This is a genomic window from Pedobacter aquatilis (genome assembly GCF_032678425.1).
Taxonomy (GTDB): domain Bacteria; phylum Bacteroidota; class Bacteroidia; order Sphingobacteriales; family Sphingobacteriaceae; genus Pedobacter; species Pedobacter aquatilis_B.
On the sequence record NZ_JAVTSG010000003.1, the window covers coordinates 702082 to 725947 of the forward strand.

General features: G+C 34.2%; 23 protein-coding genes. 10 read left to right on the forward strand and 13 right to left on the reverse strand.

Translation table 11 applies throughout. The features are described from left to right. Window positions 1-55: 55 nt before the first annotated feature. On the reverse strand, window positions 56-913 hold the full coding sequence (locus R2Q16_RS13045; RefSeq protein WP_316737587.1) for a ferritin-like domain-containing protein: 858 nt from the start codon (window positions 911-913) through the stop codon (window positions 56-58). 18 nt (window positions 914-931) lie between these two features. Beyond that, window positions 932-1648 carry a ferritin-like domain-containing protein gene (locus R2Q16_RS13050; RefSeq protein WP_316737588.1) on the reverse strand — a complete coding sequence of 239 codons (717 nt, stop codon included), beginning with the start codon at window positions 1646-1648 and terminating at the stop codon, window positions 932-934. A gap of 126 nt (window positions 1649-1774) precedes the next feature. Between R2Q16_RS13050 and R2Q16_RS13055 the strand changes: the two genes are divergently transcribed. The 5 genes from R2Q16_RS13055 to R2Q16_RS13075 all read left to right on the forward strand — a co-directional run bounded on the left by R2Q16_RS13055 (window position 1775) and on the right by R2Q16_RS13075 (window position 7814). Continuing rightward, window positions 1775-2560: a LytTR family DNA-binding domain-containing protein gene (locus R2Q16_RS13055; protein WP_316737589.1), complete on the forward strand. Its 786-nt coding sequence runs from the start codon at window positions 1775-1777 to the stop codon at window positions 2558-2560. Then, a complete protein-coding gene (locus R2Q16_RS13060) occupies window positions 2547-5525 on the forward strand; it encodes a two-component regulator propeller domain-containing protein (RefSeq protein WP_316737591.1) in 2979 nt (992 codons plus the stop codon). The genes R2Q16_RS13055 and R2Q16_RS13060 overlap by 14 nt, the downstream gene beginning before the upstream one ends. A 250-nt stretch (window positions 5526-5775) precedes the next feature. Further along, window positions 5776-6342 (forward strand): SMC-Scp complex subunit ScpB, encoded by a 567-nt coding sequence (gene scpB, locus R2Q16_RS13065; protein ID WP_316737592.1) that lies wholly within the window; start codon window positions 5776-5778, stop codon window positions 6340-6342. 88 nt (window positions 6343-6430) lie between these two features. Beyond that, on the forward strand, window positions 6431-6622 hold the full coding sequence (locus R2Q16_RS13070) for a hypothetical protein (RefSeq protein ID WP_316737593.1): 192 nt from the start codon (window positions 6431-6433) through the stop codon (window positions 6620-6622). 73 nt (window positions 6623-6695) lie between these two features. Further along, window positions 6696-7814 (forward strand): GNAT family N-acetyltransferase, encoded by a 1119-nt coding sequence (locus R2Q16_RS13075; RefSeq protein WP_316737594.1) that lies wholly within the window; start codon window positions 6696-6698, stop codon window positions 7812-7814. Between the two features lie 73 nt (window positions 7815-7887). On the opposite strand, the gene R2Q16_RS13080 is transcribed toward R2Q16_RS13075, so the two are convergent. The 9 genes from R2Q16_RS13080 to R2Q16_RS13120 all read right to left on the reverse strand — a co-directional run bounded on the left by R2Q16_RS13080 (window position 7888) and on the right by R2Q16_RS13120 (window position 16294). Then, on the reverse strand, window positions 7888-8208 hold the full coding sequence (locus R2Q16_RS13080) for a helix-turn-helix transcriptional regulator (protein WP_316737595.1): 321 nt from the start codon (window positions 8206-8208) through the stop codon (window positions 7888-7890). Further along, window positions 8208-9560: a UDP-N-acetylmuramate--L-alanine ligase gene (locus R2Q16_RS13085; RefSeq protein ID WP_316737597.1), complete on the reverse strand. Its 1353-nt coding sequence runs from the start codon at window positions 9558-9560 to the stop codon at window positions 8208-8210. Before R2Q16_RS13085 ends, R2Q16_RS13080 begins: the two co-directional genes overlap by 1 nt. 90 nt (window positions 9561-9650) lie before the next feature. Next, the gene (gene prmA, locus R2Q16_RS13090) at window positions 9651-10490 is read right to left on the reverse strand and encodes a 50S ribosomal protein L11 methyltransferase (RefSeq protein ID WP_316737599.1); all 840 of its coding nucleotides are present in this window, start codon (window positions 10488-10490) and stop codon (window positions 9651-9653) included. Continuing rightward, a complete protein-coding gene (gene tpiA / locus R2Q16_RS13095; RefSeq protein WP_316737600.1) occupies window positions 10491-11252 on the reverse strand; it encodes a triose-phosphate isomerase in 762 nt (253 codons plus the stop codon). Window positions 11253-11285: 33 nt separating this feature from the next. Next, entirely contained in the window at window positions 11286-12458 is a 1173-nt protein-coding gene (locus tag R2Q16_RS13100; RefSeq protein ID WP_316737601.1) for a putative sugar nucleotidyl transferase, read from the reverse strand. A 72-nt stretch (window positions 12459-12530) separates the two neighbouring features. Next, on the reverse strand, window positions 12531-12779 hold the full coding sequence (locus tag R2Q16_RS13105) for a type B 50S ribosomal protein L31 (protein WP_025142617.1): 249 nt from the start codon (window positions 12777-12779) through the stop codon (window positions 12531-12533). Window positions 12780-12955: 176 nt separating this feature from the next. Then, complete coding sequence (locus tag R2Q16_RS13110; protein ID WP_316737607.1) at window positions 12956-13657, reverse strand: hypothetical protein; 702 nt, start codon at window positions 13655-13657, stop codon at window positions 12956-12958. Window positions 13658-13839: 182 nt separating this feature from the next. After that, a complete protein-coding gene (locus R2Q16_RS13115; protein WP_316737608.1) occupies window positions 13840-14487 on the reverse strand; it encodes a response regulator transcription factor in 648 nt (215 codons plus the stop codon). A 52-nt stretch (window positions 14488-14539) separates the two neighbouring features. Next, window positions 14540-16294, reverse strand: a complete 1755-nt coding sequence (locus R2Q16_RS13120; RefSeq protein ID WP_316737610.1) for a histidine kinase — start codon at window positions 16292-16294, stop codon at window positions 14540-14542. A gap of 139 nt (window positions 16295-16433) precedes the next feature. Here R2Q16_RS13120 and R2Q16_RS13125 point away from each other — a divergent pair, with 139 nt between their 5' ends. After that, window positions 16434-18065, forward strand: coding sequence for an ABC-F family ATP-binding cassette domain-containing protein (locus R2Q16_RS13125; protein ID WP_316737612.1), 1632 nt, complete (start codon window positions 16434-16436; stop codon window positions 18063-18065). A gap of 294 nt (window positions 18066-18359) precedes the next feature. Here R2Q16_RS13125 and R2Q16_RS13130 read toward each other — a convergent pair whose 3' ends face one another. After that, window positions 18360-18638: a hypothetical protein gene (locus R2Q16_RS13130; RefSeq protein ID WP_316737613.1), complete on the reverse strand. Its 279-nt coding sequence runs from the start codon at window positions 18636-18638 to the stop codon at window positions 18360-18362. A 244-nt stretch (window positions 18639-18882) separates the two neighbouring features. Continuing rightward, window positions 18883-19290 carry a methylmalonyl-CoA epimerase gene (gene mce, locus R2Q16_RS13135; RefSeq protein ID WP_316737615.1) on the reverse strand — a complete coding sequence of 136 codons (408 nt, stop codon included), beginning with the start codon at window positions 19288-19290 and terminating at the stop codon, window positions 18883-18885. 119 nt (window positions 19291-19409) lie between these two features. On the opposite strand from mce, the gene R2Q16_RS13140 reads away from it, so the two are divergent. The 4 genes from R2Q16_RS13140 (at window position 19410) to R2Q16_RS13155 (ending at window position 23796) form a co-directional block, all read left to right on the forward strand. Further along, on the forward strand, window positions 19410-20621 hold the full coding sequence (locus tag R2Q16_RS13140; protein ID WP_316737616.1) for an IscS subfamily cysteine desulfurase: 1212 nt from the start codon (window positions 19410-19412) through the stop codon (window positions 20619-20621). 121 nt (window positions 20622-20742) lie between these two features. Next, on the forward strand, window positions 20743-21156 hold the full coding sequence (iscU, locus tag R2Q16_RS13145) for a Fe-S cluster assembly scaffold IscU (RefSeq protein WP_010602054.1): 414 nt from the start codon (window positions 20743-20745) through the stop codon (window positions 21154-21156). A gap of 100 nt (window positions 21157-21256) precedes the next feature. Further along, complete coding sequence (locus tag R2Q16_RS13150; protein ID WP_316737617.1) at window positions 21257-21583, forward strand: iron-sulfur cluster assembly accessory protein; 327 nt, start codon at window positions 21257-21259, stop codon at window positions 21581-21583. Between the two features lie 296 nt (window positions 21584-21879). Continuing rightward, window positions 21880-23796 carry a long-chain fatty acid--CoA ligase gene (locus R2Q16_RS13155; RefSeq protein WP_316737618.1) on the forward strand — a complete coding sequence of 639 codons (1917 nt, stop codon included), beginning with the start codon at window positions 21880-21882 and terminating at the stop codon, window positions 23794-23796. Window positions 23797-23866 lie beyond the last annotated feature (70 nt).

A 23866-nucleotide genomic window follows, 5' to 3' on the forward strand; every position in this document is an offset into this window, starting at 1 on the left:
CTGCCTCCCTACCTTAAACTAAACATTACCTAATTCAATAATGTAGATTTTTTGCTTACGTTAATTTGAAGCCTGTTCTGATAAATAAGTTTGCAATATTTTTTACAGCTGCTCCAGTTAAGAACTCATCAAAAGATTCTGCTGCCGCTGCTGGTGTAACACCGGTTGCAATACCACTAATTTGAATGTTAGCTTGAGTTGTGTTGTTTTCACCTGCATAAACTGCATCAACTGCTGCAATTCCTGTATCGTTAGAAACACCACCTGCACCTAAGCTAATCCAAGGTTTTAAAGCAACACCTAAAGCTGCAGCCGTCATTTGACGTAAGTGCGCAGCATGACGAGCTTCTACAGAGTGAATTTGCAATGCAACTGTTAATACATCAAGTCCTTTTAACACAGGCGCCTGACCTTTATATGCTCTTACACCCGTATCTTCAAAAGCTGTAGCTACTTTCAAAAATGTTTGATAGTTTGTGAAAACATCAGCAAAACCGCCACCAGCTGTAAAATCGAAATTTGCTTCCATTAAATTTATAGGTGTACCACCAAGACTAGTTACAGCACCTTTTAATAAATTAACGTGTGCTAATTCATGTGTACGAATGGTTGTGATTGCACCAGTAGCAGCTCCTGCAGGGATTAAACCTGAAGATAATAATGCACGGTTGTAAAAATTGTATTCTAAATGCTCTAATGCTAATGCGAAGTTTAAAACTTCTACAACACTTGATGGGTTAGATTGACCATATGCTTTTTGGAACATTGAACCTAATGCCAATGGTAAAGCCGCTAAAGAAATTTTCTTACTAGCATTGAAAAAACTTTTCATTGCAGCTCTGCGAGGATTTAATCTTTCATAGATCTCTCCATCAACTTTTTCAATTTCGTCTAATATATTTAAGATATTCATGATTTCTGAGTTTAAAGATTAAAGGTTAATAACATTAATTTTGGTTTTGATAAATGGACCAGCCAAAGCCAAAACTTTATCTGGACTTAATGCTCCATCCAAACCATTTGCATCAACTGCACCAAAAGCGGTTAAACTTGCTAAATCAGCAAATGTACCGTTAGAAATCTGATCTCTTACATACGCTGCGTGACGAGCTTCAACTGAAACGATTTGACCGGCCAAAACTAAATAAGTAGTATTAGTTAATCTTTTACCAGCGCCGTTATAAGCAGCTACCCCTAAATCTTCAAAAGTTTTTGCTGTGGCTAAAACACTTGCGCCACTTGTAAAATCAACAGCTGAGAAGTTAACATCTAGACTACCGATAGCAGCAGTACCTAGTGCTTTTTTGAAAAATTCCCTGTGCGCAATTTCATGAAACTGAACATCTTGAAAGTATGCTTTCTGTGTTGCAGTAAAACCTGATGGATTTGAATTAGCAACCTGAATGTAAAATGCTGCTTCTAACTGCTCTAAAGCATAAGCATAATTTAACACACCAAAATCATCTTTAAAATCTAGAGTTGCGCCATCGATAACAAAGTTTCTGTCCTTTTTGCAACCAGCAGCTACTAATGCTATACCAGCAGCACTTGCACCAGCATACTGTAGAAACGACCTACGGCCTACTCTACTTTGTAACAAACTTTCATCTAGTAGTTCGTCTTTTGTTTGTAGTTCATTGTTTTTCATATCTTTTTAATTTTAGGGATATAATGTTCCAGTTTGATGATACATACGTGACAATACTTACTCTGGTTTTTTGATTTTACATTTTTTTTTATTAAGCGATTTTAATACATTCACAAACCTATAACTATGACCACACTAAAAGCCATTATCGTTGATGATGAGGAGTTTGCACGTTCATCTCTATTTTTTCTGCTGCAACAGAATTGTCCGGAAGTAGAAATAACCGGAATTGCACGTTCTGTAGCTGAAGCAAAAGAAATTCTTGCCCATCATTCGATCAATCTAATTTTTTTAGATATTGCAATGCCTGGCGGAAATGGTTTTGAATTAATACCCGATGCCCAATTACACAATGCAGCGGTAATTTTTACCACAGCTTACGATCAATATGCTCTAAAAGCGATTAAAGCAAATGCTTTAGATTATCTGTTAAAACCCATTGATATTGATGAACTTAAAGTTGCAGTAGAGAAGGTTACATCGCATATCAAACTTCATCAGGCAAACAATTATAAAGATGAACGCGTTACGAATTTAGCTTCAAGCTTATCAATCCGTTCTGAAATTAGAAAGCTTACTCTACCCTATGGTCAAGGTTTTAAAATGATAGATGTTGATGATATTATATACATCGAAGCAGATAGCAATTACTCTGTTTTTCATTTAAATAATCATGATAAAATCACTGTTTCGAAGGTTTTGAGAGAATTCGAAGAATTGTTACCATCCGAACAATTTGTAAGAATTCATAAATCGAGCATCATCAATCTTAATCACCTAAAAGAATATAATTCAAAAAATGGATTGCAAGCCTTTCTTAAAAATGGGGAAAGTATAAATGTATCTCGACGCAGGGCGAGTGATTTTTTTGAAAAAATAAAGCATTTTACAAAATCTAATGGAGAACATTAGAAACCACATATCGATTTCACTAGCACAAAATATTCTTAAAACAGTATTTATATCACTCTGTGTGATATTTTTAAATACTGTAAACACCAAAGCTCAAACTACATATTTACCGCATTATACCTCAAAAAATGGATTGGCAAGCAACAATTGTTATTACATCCATCAAGATAAAAAAGGCTTTATTTGGATAGCTACAGATGCAGGTTTAAGCAGATTTGACGGAACCAACTTTCAAAATTTTACGATTGAAGATGGTTTGCCCGATACACAGATATTACAAATTAAAGAAGATAGCAAAGGTAAGCTTTGGTTTTTAGCGCTAAATGGTCAACTCAGTTACTTAAAAGATGGCAAATTTTACAATCGGAACAATAGCGCACTTTTAAAAGAATTAAATTTCAATACGGTAATTGTTTCTTTTTTGGAGGATAAAAAAGGTAGAATCTGGCTTGGAACCAACTCTAATTTAATTGTTTTATGGGATGGAAAATCAATTAGAAAGTTTGTTTCACCTAATGTAAATCAACAATTTACCAATGCTTTTTTGCACGAGGATGAGGTTGGCGATATCTATTCTTACAGTGATGAAAGTACACAGAAATTTAGCGGAAATTCTTTTTCGCTAATCAATAACAATGTAAATCCGTTGTCGTACATGACAGCTTTTAATGCTGCCAATCGCTCTTTATATTATTTGGATGGAACAGGGTTAAACCAATATCAGCACGGTAAAGTAAGCTCGATTATCAGAATTCCCGATAATTTACTTAAAAATATGTCGGGTTATTTTTATTATGATGTAAAGGAAAAGGAAGTTTGGTTGGCCAGCAACAATGGTGCATTGGTTTTAAACAAAAGCGGTAAAACAGTAATGTATTTGCAAGGTATTGTCGTTAATCAATCTATTAAAGATAACAGCAACAATATGTGGTTTGCTACAAACCAGGGTATTTATATGTTGCCAAACGTTAACTCCAGGTTATCAATTATCGATGCTGAATCTGGCTTAAGTAGTAACGTAATTAAAAGCATTGCAAAAGATTCTAAAAACAGACTATGGCTCGGAACTGATGATGCTGTTATTGATATTTTAAACATCAGCAACTTCGAAATTGATGAAGTTGGCATGGATGATTACAAAAAGTATAAAACCATAAAACAGATTACTTACGATGATAAAAATCAGTCCATATATTTTGCATCTGATTATGGATTAGGGGTCTTCAAAAATATTTACAAAACCAAGGATGATGTAAAATACCTTAAAGAAAGTAACAATTCAATGTTCGTGATTAAACATTTTAGTATGTGCAATCAAGATAATCATTTGGCTTTAGCGTTATCATCTGGTGTTGTTTTTTTATCCGACAGAATAAATCAACTCGAATTTAACTCCTTAAAATATAAAGAAAAGGAAGATTTTTTTAAAAACCGTTCGTACCATGTTTTCTATGATAAATCTGGAAACTTGTGGTTTTCGAATATTAATGGCTTATTCGAATTTAATAACGGCAATCTTATCCAACATTATAAAAACAATCCGCTTTTAACAAAAAGGATTAATGATATACAACAATTGCCTGATGGAACTTTGGTTTTAGCAACGGATGGCTACGGAATACTCTTCTACAGAAATAATAAAATAGTTAAGCAATTAACTCAAAAAGATGGCTTAACTAATGATATCTGCACCAAACTTTTTATCAAAAACAAGGAAATTTGGGTATTAACCAATAAGGGCGTAAACAAGGTTTCTAATTATCAGCAATCTGATGTTATTAATTTTGATTATGGCAAGGATTTATTAACTGAGGATGTAAATAACCTTTATATAGATGATAGTACAGCTTATTTTGCTACAAATAAGGGCTTAATATTATTTAAGTATAATAATAAAAACTTACCACGTACTCAGCCTAAAGTTTACATCACATCTATTATAAAAGATAAGGAACGATTGTCAATCGATAAGGATAATTTCATATTTGAAAGCGGAAATAACACCATTCTTTTCACTTTTGGTGCGGTAGATTTTACTACAAGCGATATTACTTTCCGTTATCGCTTAAGTGAAAATTCAAACTGGGTAGAAACCCGTACCCGCCGACTTGATTTTTCGGCTTTACAGCCAGGCGATTATAAATTTGAAGTTAGTGCTAAAAGTCAAAATAACGCATGGGGCCCATCGGCTAAAATATCATTTATCATAAAAGCACATTTTTGGCAAAGCTTCTGGTTTTTATCTTTGGTAATTTTGCTTGTTGGTTATATATTTTATCGTTTAGCCGTTTACATTACCCGCAGGCAAAAAGACAAAGAGCAGGAACAACTGCTGTTAAAAAACAGAATTCTGATGTTGGAGCAACAAGCTTTGCAAGCAATGATGAACCCTCATTTTGTTTTTAATGTGATGAATTCGATTCAGCATTACATTAACACACAAAATACAACTTCAGCTAATAAGGTGCTGACAGGTTTTGCGAGGCTAATCCGTAAAAACCTCGAAATTTGTACGAAGAGTTATATTACTATTGAAGAAGAATTGGAATATCTAAATCTTTATTTAAAACTCGAAAAAAATAGATTTGGCGATAAGTTGAAGTATGTAATTTATGTTGATGAAAATATTGATAAAGATGAAACATTAATCCCATCGATGTTATTGCAACCTTATGTAGAAAATGCAATATGGCATGGTATAATGCCTAAAGAAACTGGCGGAGAAATTCAAATCAACATTAAATTAGAAAACGAAAATAATTTAAACATTGAAATTGTTGATGATGGTGTTGGCATAGAAAATTCTTTAAAGGATAAAAAGGATAAACATATAAGTAAGGGAATGCAACTAACTAAAGAGCGCTTAAACCTTTTAGGACAAATTGAAGCAAAACCTATACAATTAAACGTTTCTCAAAACGCTACTAGTGGTACTTCTGTATTCATTTCTATACCTCTTAAATAAATATTTACCGTTTACTCAATTATTAATACCACTTACTAAATAAGAGCAACGTTACATCTGGTTTAGCCTTAAACTTGTATTAGAAATAAACGATAGTGTTTATCAAAGACGTTCTTATAGAATTGATATAGATATTTAATAACCTAACCTAAAACTATATCTTAATTCAGGTTTCATTTGTGTGTTAAGAGCGGTCTTGTTTTTTAAAAGCGAGACCGCTTTTTTTTGTCCAAAAATTCTATTTTTGTTTATGGCCCAAAATGATATTGCTTATCACATAGAAGCACTTATTTTCTCATCCGTACAAAGTATCAGCATACAAGAAATAGTTTTCGCACTCAATAGTGTTTTCAATGAAGAATTTCCTGAGAAGCTGATTGAACAGGAAATTAAAAGCATTCAAGAAAAATACAATAAAAAAGATATGGTAATGGAGTTGGTTGGCTTAAACAATGGCTATCAGTTTCTCACCAAAAAGACTTACCACGAAACCGTAAACCAATTACAGCTTCATCGTTCTAAAAAGAAACTGAGTCAGGCTGCGATGGAAACTCTTGCAATAATTGCGTACCGTCAACCGATTACAAAACTAGAAATAGAGCAAATTCGTGGTGTAAATTCTGATTATTCAGTACAACGACTTTTAGAAAAAGAACTGATAAGTATTGAAGGCAAAGCCGATACACCAGGTAGACCAATATTGTACCGCACAAGCGGATTATTTATGGATTATTTCGGTTTAAACAATTTATCTCAACTACCGCAATTAAAAGATATTAGCAAGGAAGAAAATGCCATTGGAGCGCCTATTGAATAAATAATTTTATTTTGTTTAAAAACAGCTTGTTATAAAAAAAAGTTTTTTCGTATTTTTAAACTATAAAAGCATTTTTTATTTTTGAGTTATGAAAGCGCCGAAGAAACTCCCTACTAAGCCAACTACCAAAAAACAGGTAGATGAAGATGATGATCTTGAAGATGACGACATTCAAACTACGAAAAAGAAATCTCAAGACGAAGATGAAGACGATTTTGATATGCCACTTGATGACATTGATAATTTCGACAGTTTTGATGATGATGATGACGATTATTAATATTTAAAAAATTATATATTTGGAAAAGCATCCTACCGCTTGGTTGGATGCTTTTTATTTTTAAACCCACTCCATGCAAGTAATACCTGTAAATAATTCATCGCTCGAACAAGATTTTTTAAAAGTTCCTAAAATCTTATATAAAGAAGATAAAAATTGGATTTGCCCACTGGATACTGAAGTAGAAAATGTTTTCAATCCCAATAAGAATAACTTTTTTAATCATGGTAAATGCACCAGGTGGATTTTAAAAGATGGTTCAGGAAATCTTATTGGTAGAATTGCTGCTTTTATTAATGAGAAAAAAGCATACAATTTAGAACAGCCAACAGGCGGAATAGGTTTTTTCGAATCTATTGATAATCAAGAAGCTGCATTTCTGTTATTTGACACTACTAAAAACTGGCTTACCGAAAATGGTATGAAGGCAATGGATGGCCCAATTAACTTTGGCGAAAATGATTCATTTTGGGGCTTGCTTGTTGAGGGCTTCACTCCTCCTTCTTTTGGAATGAATTATAACTTTCCTTATTACCAAAATTTTTTTGATGCATATGGTTTTAAAACCGAATATGAACAATTAACAAATCATATTAATTTAACGATTCCTTTCCCAGAGCGCTTTACCAAAATTGCAAATTGGGTGCGTAATAAGCCAGGCTATACCTTTGAATATTTCAGTAAGAAAAATTCCGAAAAATACATAAACGACCTGATGGAAATTTATAATGACGGTTGGCAGGATTTTGAAAACTTTGTTCCAATAAAGAAAGAAACTTTAGAAGAAAGCTTTAAAAGCATGGAACCGATTATGGATGAAAACTTAATTCAGTTTGCTTATTTCAATGGTGAACCTGCATCTTTTGTAGTTTTAATTCCTGATGCTAATCAAATGATTAAAGGTTTTGATGGTAAATTGGGTTTAATCGAAAAATTAAAGTTTGCTTATCGCCGTTGGGTTGGCGTAACCAGAATGAGGGCAATTGTTATGGGTACAAAACCAAAGTTTCAGAAACATGGCCTGGAATCTGTTCTTTTTATCAGATTAGGCGAATATGTTTTACCTAAAAATCAATACAAAGAATTAGAATTAAGCTGGGTTGGTGATTTTAACGACCAAATGATTGCTATACACAAAGCTACTGGAGCAACATTCGGTAAAAAGCATTTAACGATGCGGAAGATTTTTTAAGTAAGAACAAGGATGAAGGAGCAAGGATTAATAATTAAATCTTTATTCTTTGTTCCTTCATCCTTAGTCCTAACTATATCCCCAACTTATCATAAAGCTCAATAACCTTTTTTCGAAGTTTATTGAGCTCTCCATCTTTATCTAAAAGTTGTTGTTTTAAATCAATCACATCTGCTGTTGATTCAGATTCATTGGCAATTCCAGTAATTAATTCTGAAATCGATATTTTAAATAATTTCGAAATTTGTAGTAATCTCGAAATGTTTAGGTCGGTTCGCCCGGTCTCAATTTTACAAAATGCAGGCGTAGAAATTTCAAGAAGCTTTGCTGCATCAGCTTGACTTAAACCTAGCTTTATTCTGCACTTCTTGATATTTTCGCCTACACTTTTCATTATCTTTTTAAGGATGCTGAAAGTTCTGGTAAATCAAAACCTGCATAATTGCCAGAACTCATCATCAATAAGTTGGCATTTTTATAATTTAAACCTAACAAATAAGCTTTTAATTTTGATGCATCGTTAAAGAATTTCAAGTTTGGATTTACAAAAGCTTCCTGAACATCATTTTCAGAAAATGGCTCCATTCTTTTTTGTTCAAAGCTTTTTAAATCAATGAATACAATTGCATCATCAGCTTTATCCATTGAACCGGCATATTCTTTAAGAAAATCTTTATTCAAGCTACTAAATGTGTGCAGTTCAATACAAGCGACAAGTTTTCTATTTGTAAATTGAGACTTCACAGCCTCAATTGTGGCTTTTAATTTTGATGGAGAATGCGCAAAGTCTTTGTAAACATTGGTTAAATCATCAGCCGAAATTATCTCTAAACGCTTAGCAGCACCAGTGAATGATGAAATAGCCTTATTAAAATCATTTTCATTGATATTTAACTCCTTACAAACTAATTTTGCAGCATTTAAGTTCATCAAATTATGGTCGCCGAAAACCTTTAAAGCTGTTTGTTCCGGTAACAGATGGGTAACACCATTAACAATTTCATGCTCAGGAATTGCATAGCTTATCTTTTTAACGTTAGCAGTTGACTGTTCGACAATATCATTTAAATCTTTATCAGCTTTGCAATAAATTAAAGAACCACCAGCTTCAATTGTATTGATAAACTTGTCGAATTGTGAGGTGTAATCAGCGTAAGTAGGAAAAACATTGATATGATCCCAGGCAATACCACTTATTACTGCCACATTCGCTTTGTACAAATGAAATTTTGGTCTTCTATCAATTGGAGATGATAAATATTCATCGCCTTCAATAATCATAACCGGTGCATTATCAGTTACCTTAACCATGGTTTCAAAACCCGCAAGTTGTGCACCGACCAGATAATCAAAATCGCGATTGTAATAATTCAGAACATGTAAAATCATGCTTGTAATGGTTGTTTTACCATGACTGCCGCCAATTACAACTCTTAATTTATCTTTACTTTGCTCGTAAATATATTCTGGGTATGAATATATTTTTACGCCAAGTTCTTGTGCTCTTAATAATTCTGGATTATCAATTCTGGCATGCATACCTAAAATAACTGCATCCAAATTATTCGATATTTTATCTGCAATCCAGCCCATTTCTGCGGGAAGCAAACCATATTTGTCTAATCTTGATTTTGCAGGCTCGAAAATCACATCGTCAGAACCTGTAATTTGATAACCTTTTTTGTGTAAGGCAATTGCTAAATTGTGCATGGCACTTCCGCCAATTGCGATAAAATGTATGCGCATATTATTTTTTGATGAAAGAACAATGACTAAGGATCAAAGATTTTATCTATACTCATATCATTGTTCGCTGTTCCTTACTCTTTAATCTTATTATTTCTTCTCAAACTGAGCAGCAATCCATTCGCCATTTTGCTTATGGTCGATATATTTTATGCCGTATTTAGCACACTCTGCAGTAATCATACTTAAATCCGGATCTAAGTAGAAACCACTAAAAAATATTTTACCTTGAGGTTTTAAAACTTCAGCATATCTCCCAATCTGATCTAAGAGAATGTTTCGGTTAATATTTGCTAAAATAATATCGTAGTTATCGTCAGGAATTACCTCTTTACTTCCACAAAGCGCAAGTAAATTTGTAACCTTATTCAAGCTTGCATTTTCGATTGTACTTTGATAGCAAATATCGTCATAATCAATTGCAGTTAGCTTTTCGGCACCTAGTTTAGCTGCAAGAATTGCTAAAATTGCAGTTCCACAACCCATATCCAGTACATTTTTATCTTTAACATCAGTCGCCAAAATATATTGCATCATCATCGTTGTGGTTTGATGATGACCAGTTCCGAATGACATTTTCGGGTCGATGATGATTTCGTATGGATAAGAAGGTTGAGGCTCGTGAAAGGTTGCCCTTACATAACACACATCGTCAATAATGAGCGGACTAAAATTCTTTTCCCATTCGGCATTCCAGTTTTCATCAGCAACATCTTCCAAACGATATTCAGTTTCGAAATCGCTGCTGTAATTATCGAGCAGGTTTTTTAGTTCCTGCTCGATAAAATTTTCTTTAATTACAAAAGCAGTAAATCCTGCCTCACTATCTTCAAAAGTATCAAAACCTAAATCTGCCAAATCACTTATTAGCAAATCCTGTTGATAATCTTCAATGCTTTTGAATTCAAAAATTGCCTTTATGTATTGCATTTAGCTGTTTAATGCTTTAATAATATCTGTAAAATCGCGTGATTTTAATGATGCGCCACCAATTAAACCACCATCAATATCTTTTTGAGAGAATAAACTTGCAGCATTACCCGGATTACAGCTACCACCATATAAAATTGTAGTATCATCAGCGATATTAAATCCATAATTTGCTTCAATTTCTGAACGGATAAATGCATGAATATCCTGAGCTTGCTCCGGAGATGCCGTTAAACCTGTACCAATAGCCCAAACTGGCTCGTAAGCAATTATAATTTTAGAAAAATCCGCATCGCTCAAGCTAAAAACAGCTTCAACTAATTGTTTTTTCAAAACCTCGTAATAGCTTCCGTTATTACGTTCGTCTAAGGTTTCACCAATACAAAAAATTGGCGTTAAACCATTTGCCAAAGCAACCTTAGTTTTTTCAGCAAGTAGTTCGTTGCTTTCTGCAAAATATTGTCTGCGTTCTGAGTGACCTAAAATAACATATTCGGCGCCAACAGATTTTACCATTTTAGCAGAAGTTTCTCCTGTAAAAGCACCACTTTCTTTATCACTGATGTTTTGAGCACCGATCTTAACATCACTACCACCTAACTTTACCAAAGAGTTTAAATGAATAAATGGTGAGCAAATAATAGCAATCTGATCGCCTTTGCGCTCATCTTTAACCATATTTACAATCTCGCTAAACAACGAAACACCTTCGTTATAGTCTAAATTCATTTTCCAGTTTCCTGCTACTATTTGTTTTCTCATTATATTTTAGTTTTGATTTTAAAGATGATTATATTAAAAATTTCTATGAGCCGCTGTCAACTCATAAACTTTGGTTAAAATTTTCTTTTCTGTATCGCCAAAAACAACATTCTTCCTTCCAAATACTTTCTCTGTAGTTTCGAACATTTTATTTAGTTTATAACTTTCAAAGCCTTCAGCACCACCCCAGCTAAAATCAGCGATATGATTTGGAGGTAGCCCTCCACCAAAAATATTTGCACTTACGCCAACAATTGTACCGGTATTAAACATGGTATTGATACCAGATTTAGCATGATCGGCCATAATCAAACCGCAAAATTGCAAATTGGTATTTCGCATCTTTCGGTTTTCGTAATCATAAAGCTTCACTTCAGCGTAATTGTTTTTAAGATTTGAATTATTGGTATCTGCCCCAATATTACACCACTCGCCTAAAACCGAATTGCCTAAGTAGCCATCGTGCCCTTTAGCAGAATTACCCCAAATTACCGAATTATTTATTTCTCCTCCTGCACGGCTATTCGGGCCAATGGTGGTGCCCGAATAAATTTTAGCGCCCATTTTAACGGACGAATTTTCACAAAGTGCAAAAGAACCTCTAATTAAACTTCCCTCCCAAATCTCGGCATTTTTACCTACATAAATGGGTCCATATCCGCTGTTTAAAACACTACATTCGGCTTTTGCGCCTTCTTCAAAGAAGATATCGTTACCTAATAATTGGTTTGTACTGCTTATTTTAGCTGATGTACGACCTTTAGTTAAAAGTTCGAAATCCTTTCTGATTTCAGCAGGGTTATTTGCGAAAATTTCTTCAGGATAATTTATCTTAACCACCTTTGAAGAATAGCTAACAGGTTTTAATTGTTGCCTAGCTTGTTCAAATGTTAGTCTATCCTCACAGTTGAAGGCTAGAACGTAATCTGCAGCTTGAAGAAACTCTCCTACTTTAAGACCTGTGATCGCATTTAGCAAATCATAATCCGGGCAAATTGAACCATTAATTGATAAAGTAGCACTTTGCTTTGCAGGATATTTTATAGATAGATAATCTTGAGTATTAAAACCGAAATCTGCTTTTAGATATTTTGCCCATTTTTCTGCAATAGTTAAAATTCCTACGCGTAAATCAGCAACGGGCCTGGTAAATGTTAAAGGACGTAATGAATCCCAACTGGAATCATCAAAAAGATTGATTATCATAAGCCACAAAAATAAAAAAAGTCCCGATGCTTTTGGCAAAGGGACTCTAAAAAATGCTTTTTTAAGCTAAAATTATTTCTTAGCGTAACGGTTTTTAAATTTATCAATACGTCCTGCAGTATCAACCAATTTCATTTTACCAGTATAAAAAGGGTGTGAGGTATGAGAAATCTCTAATTTATAAAGAGGATATTCGTTACCATCTTCCCATTTAATAGTTTCTTTAGTATCTACACAAGATTTTGTTAAGAAAGCATATTCGTTAGACATATCTTTGAAAACAACTGGTCTGTAGCTTGTAGGGTGCAAATCTTTTTTCATTTGAATATTATTTTAGTTATCTGTGTGAAACTTCCAAGAACACTTTTTGCAATTTGCTGGCAAAAACGCTTATGTCAATTTCTATTACTCTTTTTTATCTCTATTTTAGAGGTTGCAAATATCCAAATTTTATTTCTGATAAACAAGAGGATAAAACAAATATTTTAATAATGTTTTCAGTTTATCAATTGAAACTTCGATGCACCAGAATTTTGAATCAGTTGCAACTGTGGCGTTGTAGCTAAAAATTCCCTTTCAGTTATTACAGTAGATAGCCCATCACTTTCTATAATGAATCTGCCTTGCCCTTCCTTAATAAATGTATTATCAGGTGCTACATTTTTATTTGAGATGCAAATTAAGCCATATTTAAAGTTACTGATTGTTTTGTTTTCAAATTTCCCGGAAAAAATAATTGCGAACTCCGCTACCTTACCAGCTTTATTTGATTTTACTTTACCATATATGGTAAAATCATTTCCAGAACCTGAAATAGCTGTGGTAATACTTGTATCCCTATCGGAAAGAAAGCTTTTCCCTAATAAATTTATATTAAAATCAGCATCTTGTTTTGTAAGATTTACCCGAGCGTCAGCAAACCTATAACCAATTTTAAAATCATTAGGGATATTAGTGGATTGCAAAATTAACGGATTGATAGCATAATTACCTTCAACATTTGGTGGTGTAATGCCCACGTTAACGGTTAAACCTAATTTTTTCAAAGAGTCCAAATATCTATCCGGAATAATCTGTTGGATTTGTTTCTTTTGAATTTCTGTTTTGTTGATTTCATCTACCAATGCGCCTTCTTTTTTACAGGCCGAAATAAATAATACAATGCTAACGATGAGCATATAAATGATACGTGTTTTCATGTCGTGATTTTTAATTTAGATTTAATAAGAGCGTTAATTTGATTTCTAATAATTTAAACCAAAACTAAAGGCTATCATCTTTCGAATAAATACCTCAATGGGGGAAATTTATGTTTGAAATCAAACAAAAAAGCACCACAGCGAAATGCCATGATGCTTAAATATATACGAGAGCCATGCGATTATAGTAGACCTTGCTGCTTCGCTTTTAGAATGGCTTCTGAGCGGCAGGCTACATGTAATTTTTTGTAAATGTGTTTGATATGCGTGCGAACGGTTTCATAACTAATAAAAGCCTTTTCAGCAATTTTTCGGTAATTATCGCCCTCAATCATCAAACTTAATATTTCCTTTTCGCGATTGCTTAAATCAAAATCCGAACTATTTGGTTGCACCAGTATTACATTTTGTCGAACAAAAAACTGCATTACTTTATGGGCAATTGCCGATGACATGGATGCGCCACCATTGTAGACTTCTTCTAATGCTTGTAGCTGTTTTAAAGGCGAATCAGTCTTTAAAATATAACCAGATGCACCGGCGCATAAAGCATTAAAGATCTTATCATTATCATTGAAAACCGTTTGAATAAGCACTTTTATCTCTGGAAATTTAGAACGGATGATTTTTGTTGCCTCAATACCATTTCGTCCAGGCATTTCAATATCCATTAAAACAACATCGGGTCTGCTGAAAATTACATCGGCCTCAATTTGATTAACATTAACAAAAGCACCCGTACAAGCAAAACCTGGAGTACCATTGATAATGGTTTTTAATCCTTCACGGATCAGTTTGTTATCTTCAAAAATGGCAACTTTAATTTCCATGTTATTTTATTCGATAAATTTGCTTGTTTAGAATGTATTAATCCATCACCCGTTAGGTGATTTTACAAATAAGTTCAATTTTAGTCCCCTCTTGCTCTACACTTCTTATAACTAATTTGGCGCTAATCTCTTTTGCCCTGCTTTCCATATTGATCAGTCCGTTTCCTTTATTTGACTTTTCAAGCGAAAAACCTTTTCCATCATCTCCAATTGAAATACTTAAATTTCGCTGAATAACATTTACATCTATTTTAAGCAAAGAACATCCACTATATTTTACCGCATTATTTATTGCTTCTTTACAGATTAAGTAAATGTTTTTCCTCAATTCCATAGCAAGTTTTGATTCTGCAAGCATTTCAGGGATTTCAAAAGCTACTTTTATTTCTTTTGTGGCAGCAATTTGTAAGGCAAAATCTTTCAAGCGTTCTAAAAGCTCATACAAATTATCTTGCATCGGATTTACTGCCCAAACAATATCATTTAGTTTTGAAGCCATTTCACCCGCATTATCCTTTATTAAATCGAGCGACTTAGTAACCTCATCATGTTGTCTATTTTTTATTTGTTCTTGGGTAATATAGCTGTACATTGCAATACCACTTAAAGTTGCGCCAACTTCATCATGTAAATCCTGACTGATTTTCATCCTTACATTTGCCAATTTTAAACGCTGTAAACTATAATAACGATAAGCGATAAACGCAATTACAAAAACCAGTAAAACCAACAATAAAATATAAGTTCGGGTTGTAGCCAGGCTTTGTTTATGCTGAGATTCTGCCAGCTCGAGGTTAAAAATGAGCTTTTCGTTTTTTAAACCCGTTAATAAAAGCGTTTGAATTTGTGTGTTATTGCGTTCGTAAGTAGCAGTTTGAATCTGGGTTTTCAGCTCCAAGGTTTTGATTAGTTCTGCATCATTTTTATACTTGCGATAAACCTTTAATGCAGTTTCCAGAAACATTAAACTATAAAAATCATTCAGTTGCGGATATTTTTTAAGCAATTTAAAACCTACTGATAATCGATTAAATGCAGTTGATTTATCTCCAATTTCTGAAGCACAATCGGCCAAACCACTGTAACTATTCAGTTCTACATCAAAATCATTACTTTTAACAGAGGCTGAATTTGTAAGCTCAAAATATTTCTTGGCGCTATCTATCTGCTTTTCCCGTATAAATGCACTTCCTAGATTTAAATTTGCTGTTGCAGTACCTCGACCGGATTGGATTTCTTTAGCCTTTTCTAGTGATGCCCGGCTGTAAAAAATGGCACTATCCAATCTATTAAGTTTTTCAAAAGCCTCTGATAAGTTTCCGTAGATATGATGTGGTTTTGAAAGTTCAATGTACTTAATGTTATAAGGGGGTTGCTTGCAAAAAAGTAAACCCTTTTTAAAATACTTGATGGCTTCAGTTGTTTTATGATTATTCATATAAAACAACCCGATAAAATTATAGGCATCTGCAATGAGCAAACTATCTTTTAAAACGAGCGCAATATTTTCAGCTTTAAAAGCTTCTTGCAAACCCAATTCATGGAGATTATTGTAATAGTACACCTCTGCTTGTCTGGAGGTTAAAAAATACGAGAACAGAGAGGGCTTTCGATAGCTTACTTTATTGTAGATTTTATTAAGCCAAAGTTGAGCAGAATCATAATGATCTGAATTCATGTAGCCATCTGCATGATTAAACGCCTTCAAAATAAAATCCTTATCAGCTTTACTTAAATCGGCCACAGTACTTTCTTGTGCAAACAGGCAAAAAGTGAAAAACAGAAATAATAGGAACCGATAACTCATCGCTTAAAGATATAAAATTAAATTAAGTCGAAATCAGTCAAACAGCAAGGCTTGCAGCATGTTACGGTTAATATTTTGATAACTTGAATATACAAGTTCTGCTTTCTATCTTTGCCGCTCAATTTTAAAGCGTAAAACATTGATCGACGTAAATAACATTTCTGTATCCTTTGGTGGCACCACACTTTTTAGCGGTGTATCATTTTCTATAAACGATAACGACAAAATTGCCTTAATGGGCAAAAATGGCGCTGGTAAATCTACACTGTTAAAAATTATTGCTGGTGCTGGTCAGCCGACTACTGGGAATGTTTCTGGTCCTAAGGATGCAGTTATTGCCTATTTACCGCAACATTTACTTACCCAAGATAATGTTACTGTTTTCGAAGAAACCTCAAAAGCATTTGAAGAGGCTTACCAAATGCGTGATGAATTAGAACATTTGAATGAGCAGTTGAACATCCGTACTGATTATGAAACCGACGATTACATGAAATTAATTGAGCGGGTTTCAGAGTTAAGTGAGAAATTCTACTCAATGGAAGAAGTAAATTATGATGCTGAGGTTGAGAAAGTTTTAAAAGGACTTGGATTTTTACGCAGTGATTTTACCCGACAAACTTCTGAATTTTCTGGCGGATGGCGCATGCGTATCGAATTGGCGAAGATTCTGTTAAAAAAACCAGATCTAATTTTACTCGATGAGCCAACCAACCACATGGATATCGAAAGTATTCAGTGGCTTGAAGATTTCTTAATCAACTCGGCAAAAGCGGTAATTGTAATTTCTCACGACAGGGCTTTTGTAGATAACATTACAAACCGAACGATTGAAGTTACAATGGGTCGCATTTATGATTATAAAGCCAAATACACCCACTATTTGCAACTTCGAAAAGAGCGTAGAGAACACCAATTAAAGGCTTACGAAGAGCAACAACGTTTTATTGCAGATAATCAGGAATTTATCGACCGTTTTAAAGGCACATATTCAAAAACTTTACAAGTGCAATCAAGGGTAAAAATGCTCGAAAAACTAGAGGTTATTGAAATTGATGAGGTTGACACCTCAGCTTTGCGTTTGAAATTCCCGCCTTCGCCACGTTCTGGTAATTATCCGTTTATGGTAGAGGATTTAACCAAAACTTATGGCGACCATATCGTTTTTCAAAAAGCGAACATGGTTATAGAGCGTGGCCAAAAAGTTGCATTTGTTGGTAAAAATGGAGAAGGAAAGTCGACCATGATTAAGGCACTCATGAGCGAAATTGATTTTGATGGCGATGTAAAAGTTGGTCACAACACAAAAATCGGATACTTTGCTCAAAATCAGGCTTCTTTATTAGATGGAGAACTAACGGTTTTCGACACAATCGACCAAATTCCGACAACGGAAACGAGGTTTAAAACAAAAGATTTACTAGGCGCTTTTATGTTTAGCGGCGACGATACTACTAAAAAAGTAAAAGTGCTTTCGGGTGGCGAAAAAACCCGTTTAGCCATGATTAAACTTTTGTTAGAGCCGGTAAACATGTTAATTCTCGATGAGCCAACTAACCACCTGGATATGAAAACCAAAGACATTATCAAAGATGCCTTAAAGGATTTTGATGGCACTTTAATTCTGGTATCTCACGATAGGGATTTCTTGGATGGTTTAGCCGAAAAAGTTTTCGAATTCGGAAATAAACGCGTTCGTGAGCATTTTGAAGATATTAAAGGTTTCTTAGCTTACAAGAAAATGGACAGTTTAAAAGAGATAGAAAAATAGTTTTTCAATTCGCCCCCCCAATCATGTTGAATTTATTTCAGCATCTTTGAGATTTGGAAAGCTAATTTTGTGCTTCGAATTAATGTTAGTCAGGCTTTCCGTTAAATCTTTTTAGCGGAAATTTTGTGCTAAATAAAAATGTATTCAACTAAAAAGGATACCACTTCAATCCTGTTTATTTGGCAAATGTTCTGCAAAGAACTAAAAATATCGAAACTGAATCCGAAGATACTTCGTCATGGTTTTTAGTCGCCATTTACCTAACCACAAACTGGTATTTAATACCTGGAGAACTTATTGATTACTATATTTTTTCCAGGTTTCTACTTTTGCTTTTTGCCTGGCGATGTAAGCATCTGCAATTACCTCTGCTGAACTTGAGCCTTTTGTATTTTCTAGCAATTCCTTTAGTTTATATTGGTCAACATCGGCTTTGTATAGAATTTGAATAAGCTTCGGAAAATCATTATCAACCAAATATCCAAAAGCATTGATTAATGTTTCTCGCAGTTGATTTTCCGAAAGCTGTTCAGGAATATCGAAATCTTTTAAAATAATTTTAATAAGTGACACGGAACAGTTTTTTTAGGATTAATGGATTTTAAGATTATAGTTTACTATTTAGCGCAAAGCGATGAAACACAAGATTAAGTTAAATAAACCTGACAAAAGCGAACACGTAGCCGAGTTTTTATGAGGCAAGTAAAGCGGATGGCAGGACTGAATAATCCGATGAAAGAAAGAACCGATCATTTTCAAATAAAAAACTAAATAGCATATCATCCATTTCCATTTTCCATCTTACATTTTCCATCCTCTAAACCCACTTAATTTCCTGACAAAGCTCAATTAATACACCATTTGTACTTTTTGGATGCAGGAAACAAACCATTTTATTATCAGCACCTTTTTTCGGCGCATCGTTTAACAAAACAAACCCGTTATCTTTAAGTCGTTCCATTTCTTCGAGAATATTATCTACAGCAAAGGCAATATGGTGAATGCCCTCTCCTTTTTTCTCCAGAAATTTAGCAATTGCACTATCATCAGAAGTTGGTTCGAGCAACTCCACTTTATTATCGCCAGTTTTAAAAAACGCAGTATTTACATGCTCTGAATCCACAATCTCAGTTTTGTAACACGAAGTATTTAACAAAAGTTCGTAAAGCGGTACGGATTTACTAAGGTTATTTACTGCTATACCAATATGCTCTATCTTGTTCATCGTTTTAAAAGGTTGGTTAAATGTAAAAATGCGGCTTTTCTCTATAACCTCATAGCTATTAATTATAATTGTTAGGAAACTTTTTTTGTATCTTTGTAATCATAATTAACAGAATAGAGATGAAACAGCCGATATATTTAGATAATAACGCAACAACACCTTTAGACCCTAGAGTGTTAGAGGCGATGCTACCTTACTTTACTGAGAAATTTGGAAATGCCGCAAGCCGTAATCACGCTTTTGGATGGGTGGCTGAAGAAGGAGTAGATTATGCTCGTGAGCAGGTAGCCAAACTAATCGGCTGTACTGAGAAAGAAATCATTTTTACATCTGGCGCAACTGAGGCTGATAACCTAGCGATTAAAGGTGTGTTTGAGATGTACAGAGATAAAGGTAACCATATTATTACTGCGGTTACTGAACATAAAGCCATTTTGGATACTTGTAAACACCTTGAAAAAAATGGTGCAAGGGTAACTTATTTAGGCGTTAAAGAAGATGGTTTGATTGACCTTGCTGAATTAGAAGCAGCAATGACTCCTGAAACGATATTAGTTTCTATCATGTATGGAAATAACGAAATTGGTGTTATACAACCCGTTAAAGAAATTTCGGCAATTGCGCACAAGCACGGTGCTTTATTTATGACTGATGCTACACAGGCAGTTGGTAAAATTCCGGTTGATGTAAATACTGATGGAATCGACTTAATGGCTTTCTCGGCACACAAAATGTATGGTCCGAAAGGCGTTGGTGCACTTTATGTACGTAGAAAAAACCCAAGAGTTAAAGTAACCTCACAAATGGATGGCGGTGGCCACGAGCGTGGAATGCGTTCTGGTACGTTAAACGTTCCAGGTATTGTTGGCTTAGGTAAAGCTTGTGAGCTTTGTCGCTTAGAAATGGAAAGCGAAGCGATTCGTTTATCAGGTTTACGCGATCGTTTAGAATCTACTTTAAATAAAATGGAGGAAAGCTATGTTAATGGAAACGTAGAACACCGTTTACCACACGTAGCAAATATCTCTTTCAAATATGTTGAAGGTGAAGGTTTAATGATGGCCATGAGCGATTTAGCAGTATCTTCAGGTTCGGCTTGTACTTCTGCTTCACTAGAACCATCTTATGTATTAAAAAGCTTAGGTTTATCTGATGATTTAGCACACTCTTCTATCCGTTACGGTTTAGGAAGATTTACTACAGAAGAAGATATTGACCACGCTATCGCGATTACTGAAAAAGCGGTTAATCACTTAAGAGAACTTTCTCCACTTTGGGAAATGTTTAAAGAAGGAATTGACTTGAGTAAAATCGAGTGGGCAGAACACTAGATTGATTTAAGATTGTTGATTTACGAGTTAAGATTCTAAAATCATCAAAAAATAAAATATAAATTTAATAATTTACGGTTGAGGGGAAATCTAAAATCGTAAATCAAAAATCAAAAATATCATGGCATATTCAGAAAAAGTAATTGACCATTACAATAACCCACGTAACGTAGGTACTTTAAATAAAGACAGTAAATTTGTAGGCACAGGCTTAGTTGGCGCACCTGAGTGTGGCGACGTAATGCGTTTACAAATCGAGGTGAGCGAAGATAACGTAATCACTGATGCTAAATTCAAAACATTTGGTTGTGGTTCGGCTATTGCTTCTTCTTCTTTGGCTACAGAATGGTTAAAAGGAAAAACAATTGATGAGGCATTATCTATCGATAACATGGATATTGTTGAAGAATTAGCTTTACCTCCAGTAAAAATTCACTGCTCTGTGTTAGCAGAAGATGCAATTAAATCAGCTATTAACGATTATCGCGTTAAAAATGGCTTAGAGGCAATTGTATTAGAGAAATCGCACCACTAGGAATTAGTAGCAAGACAAAAGTATCAAGTATCAAGTTTAGATTTTTATACTTTGATTTTTGATATTCAGTCTTGATACTTGATACTAAATACTCGATACTATGATTACAATAACAGATAAAGCACAAGAGAAAATCGTTCACTTAATGCAGGATTCAAAAATGGGTTCTGATTACTTTTTACGCGTATCAGTTAAAGGTGGTGGCTGTTCGGGTTTATCATATAATTTAGATTTTGATAACGAGGAGCAAAAAGGTGATCAATTTTTTGAAGATAGAGGAATTAAAATCGCTTTAGATATGAAATCTTTCCTTTATTTGGCTGGAACAGAATTAGATTTTACCGATGGATTAAATGGAAAAGGATTCAATTTTATTAACCCAAATGCAAGTAGAAGTTGTGGTTGTGGCGAAAGTTTCTCTGTTTAAATCTCAATAAATTATTTTAAAGGCTCCGAAATTTCGGGGCCTTTTTGCATTATGCTGTTTCTGGGTTCACGCAGATTAAAGCTGATCTCGCAGATTTAAAACGATTTCTTGGCTCAAAAGATTAGACAGCTTGCGTATAATTCTAATGACCGTAATATTATAAATATAAATCTGCGTATATCTCTTTCATCCGCGGGAAATAGTATTACAATTAAATCGGCCGCAAACATCAAATTATAGTTTTAAACCAAAAAGCATTATTATTGTTAATTATAATGAACACCAAATAAAGAGCAATGCCATTAATTAACGAATTTTCAACTGTACCTACCCTGTTAAGAAATGTTGTAAAAAACATTCACAAACCTCAAGAAACTTTTTTAATTCATAAACAAGGCTCTGAATGGGTAGAAATCTCTTTTGAAGATACCCTAAAAAGAGCTGATGCAGTTTCAGCTTATTTTTTAGAAAAGGGCATTAAAAAAGGCGACAGACTTGGTTTGATGATCGAAAATTCTCCGGAATATGTTTATTACGATCAGGGGATACAACAAATCGGGGCAATAAATGTCTCCATATATCCAACGCTTTCAGAGCAAGAAGTTGCTTATATCATAAATGATTCTGGGATAAAATCTATATTGGTTGGTAATAATTTTCTCTACAGGAAGGTTTTAAAAGTTGCCGCAAATTGTAAGGAATTAAAATATATCATTCCTGCCTTTAAAGATTTTGAGAAAGTAAACATCCCTGATGGTGTTAATGTGGAAGTAATCGCATTTTCTGATATACTTTCTTTAAAACATCAAGTTACTGCTGCTGAAAAAGCCGAAATAGAACAATGTAGAAGTTTAGTGTTGCCAGAGGATGTTTCTTCATTAATTTATACATCAGGAACTACCGGAACACCTAAAGGCGTTATGCTAACGCATTACAACTTTGTTAAAAATGTTGAAGTTTGCTTGCAGCAAATTCCTGTTATCGACCAAACTGAAACTTTCCTTTCTTTTTTACCACTGTCGCACGTTTTTGAACGGACAGCAACTTATCATGTATGTTGTGCTCAAGGTTGTAAAATTGCTTTTGCTCAAAGTTTGGAGCTGTTAGCCAAAAACATGGGCGAAGTTCGTCCTACTGTGATGAGTTGTGTACCGAGATTATTAGAGCGAATTCACGATAAAGCGATAAAATCGGGAACTGCAGCCGGCGGAACAAAAGCCAAAATCTTTACCTGGGCATTGGAAACTGGCAAAAACTATCGCGTTGCAAAAGAAGCAGGAAAAAATCCTGGATTAATTTTATCAACAAAAAAAGCCATCGCCGAAAAATTAGTTTTTAGTAAAATCAAAGAGAAAACTGGTGGAAGGTTAAAATTCATGATTTCTGGAGGTGCGGCATTGCCTAAAAATGTTGGTGAATTTTTTGGCGATTTGGGTATTAAGATACTTGAAGGCTTTGGCCTAACCGAAACTTCTCCAGTAATGTCGGTTACAGAATACCATAGACAAGTTTACGGTACAGTTGGACGAGTAATTCCTGGAATTGAAGTTGGTATTCAGGATGTAGATACCAAGCAAATCACCAATATCCAAACGCATGATACTTTTGACGAAGAGTTTGAATGCGAAGAAGGTGAAGTGATTGTACGTGGCCATTGTGTTATGAAAGGTTACTTTAATAAACCTGCGGAAACTGCCGAAGCCATTGACAGAGATATGTGGTTTCATACAGGAGATATTGGTCGCTTTTACAAAGGAAACCTCCAAATCACCGATCGTTTAAAAAACATGATCGTTAACGCTTATGGTAAAAACGTCTATCCTACTCCGGTAGAAAATATTTATCTAAAAAGCCCAAAAATTGACCAGTTATTTCTAATTGGTGATAAGCGTGAATTTATTACGGCCATTATCATTCCAAATAGAGAAACATTGGAAGAAACATTTAATCTTAAACCATCCTTTTTTGAAGAGGCAGATCCATTTATTCAAAACATAGAAATAATAGACTGGATAGAGCAAGACATTAAAAAAATCTCTAATGAATTAGCCAAATTCGAACGCATCAAAAACTTCAAAATAAAGCGTAACCCTTTTAATATTGATGAGGGAGAAATTACACCTACAATGAAGGTTAAGCGCCGAGTTGTCGAAAAGAAATATTCGGATGTAATTGATGAAATGTATGAGGAAGGTGTAGAGGCAGAATCTTAGCAATACATTATATGACATAAAAAGCAATCTCTTAAAAAATTCAAATTCTAGTCTTTTAAGATTGCTTCGT

Coding starts and splice junctions, on each gene's coding strand:
- R2Q16_RS13045 (WP_316737587.1), bottom strand. CDS start 913: ATGAATATCTTAAATATATTAGACGAAATTGAAAAAGTTGATGGAGAG.
- R2Q16_RS13050 (WP_316737588.1), bottom strand. CDS start 1,648: ATGAAAAACAATGAACTACAAACAAAAGACGAACTACTAGATGAAAGT.
- R2Q16_RS13055 (WP_316737589.1), top strand. CDS start 1,775: ATGACCACACTAAAAGCCATTATCGTTGATGATGAGGAGTTTGCACGT.
- R2Q16_RS13060 (WP_316737591.1), top strand. CDS start 2,547: ATGGAGAACATTAGAAACCACATATCGATTTCACTAGCACAAAATATT.
- scpB (WP_316737592.1), top strand. CDS start 5,776: ATGGCCCAAAATGATATTGCTTATCACATAGAAGCACTTATTTTCTCA.
- R2Q16_RS13070 (WP_316737593.1), top strand. CDS start 6,431: ATGAAAGCGCCGAAGAAACTCCCTACTAAGCCAACTACCAAAAAACAG.
- R2Q16_RS13075 (WP_316737594.1), top strand. CDS start 6,696: ATGCAAGTAATACCTGTAAATAATTCATCGCTCGAACAAGATTTTTTA.
- R2Q16_RS13080 (WP_316737595.1), bottom strand. CDS start 8,208: ATGAAAAGTGTAGGCGAAAATATCAAGAAGTGCAGAATAAAGCTAGGT.
- R2Q16_RS13085 (WP_316737597.1), bottom strand. CDS start 9,560: ATGCGCATACATTTTATCGCAATTGGCGGAAGTGCCATGCACAATTTA.
- prmA (WP_316737599.1), bottom strand. CDS start 10,490: ATGCAATACATAAAGGCAATTTTTGAATTCAAAAGCATTGAAGATTAT.
- tpiA (WP_316737600.1), bottom strand. CDS start 11,252: ATGAGAAAACAAATAGTAGCAGGAAACTGGAAAATGAATTTAGACTAT.
- R2Q16_RS13100 (WP_316737601.1), bottom strand. CDS start 12,458: ATGATAATCAATCTTTTTGATGATTCCAGTTGGGATTCATTACGTCCT.
- R2Q16_RS13105 (WP_025142617.1), bottom strand. CDS start 12,779: ATGAAAAAAGATTTGCACCCTACAAGCTACAGACCAGTTGTTTTCAAA.
- R2Q16_RS13110 (WP_316737607.1), bottom strand. CDS start 13,657: ATGAAAACACGTATCATTTATATGCTCATCGTTAGCATTGTATTATTT.
- R2Q16_RS13115 (WP_316737608.1), bottom strand. CDS start 14,487: ATGGAAATTAAAGTTGCCATTTTTGAAGATAACAAACTGATCCGTGAA.
- R2Q16_RS13120 (WP_316737610.1), bottom strand. CDS start 16,294: ATGAGTTATCGGTTCCTATTATTTCTGTTTTTCACTTTTTGCCTGTTT.
- mce (WP_316737615.1), bottom strand. CDS start 19,290: ATGAACAAGATAGAGCATATTGGTATAGCAGTAAATAACCTTAGTAAA.
- R2Q16_RS13140 (WP_316737616.1), top strand. CDS start 19,410: ATGAAACAGCCGATATATTTAGATAATAACGCAACAACACCTTTAGAC.
- iscU (WP_010602054.1), top strand. CDS start 20,743: ATGGCATATTCAGAAAAAGTAATTGACCATTACAATAACCCACGTAAC.
- R2Q16_RS13150 (WP_316737617.1), top strand. CDS start 21,257: ATGATTACAATAACAGATAAAGCACAAGAGAAAATCGTTCACTTAATG.
- R2Q16_RS13155 (WP_316737618.1), top strand. CDS start 21,880: ATGCCATTAATTAACGAATTTTCAACTGTACCTACCCTGTTAAGAAAT.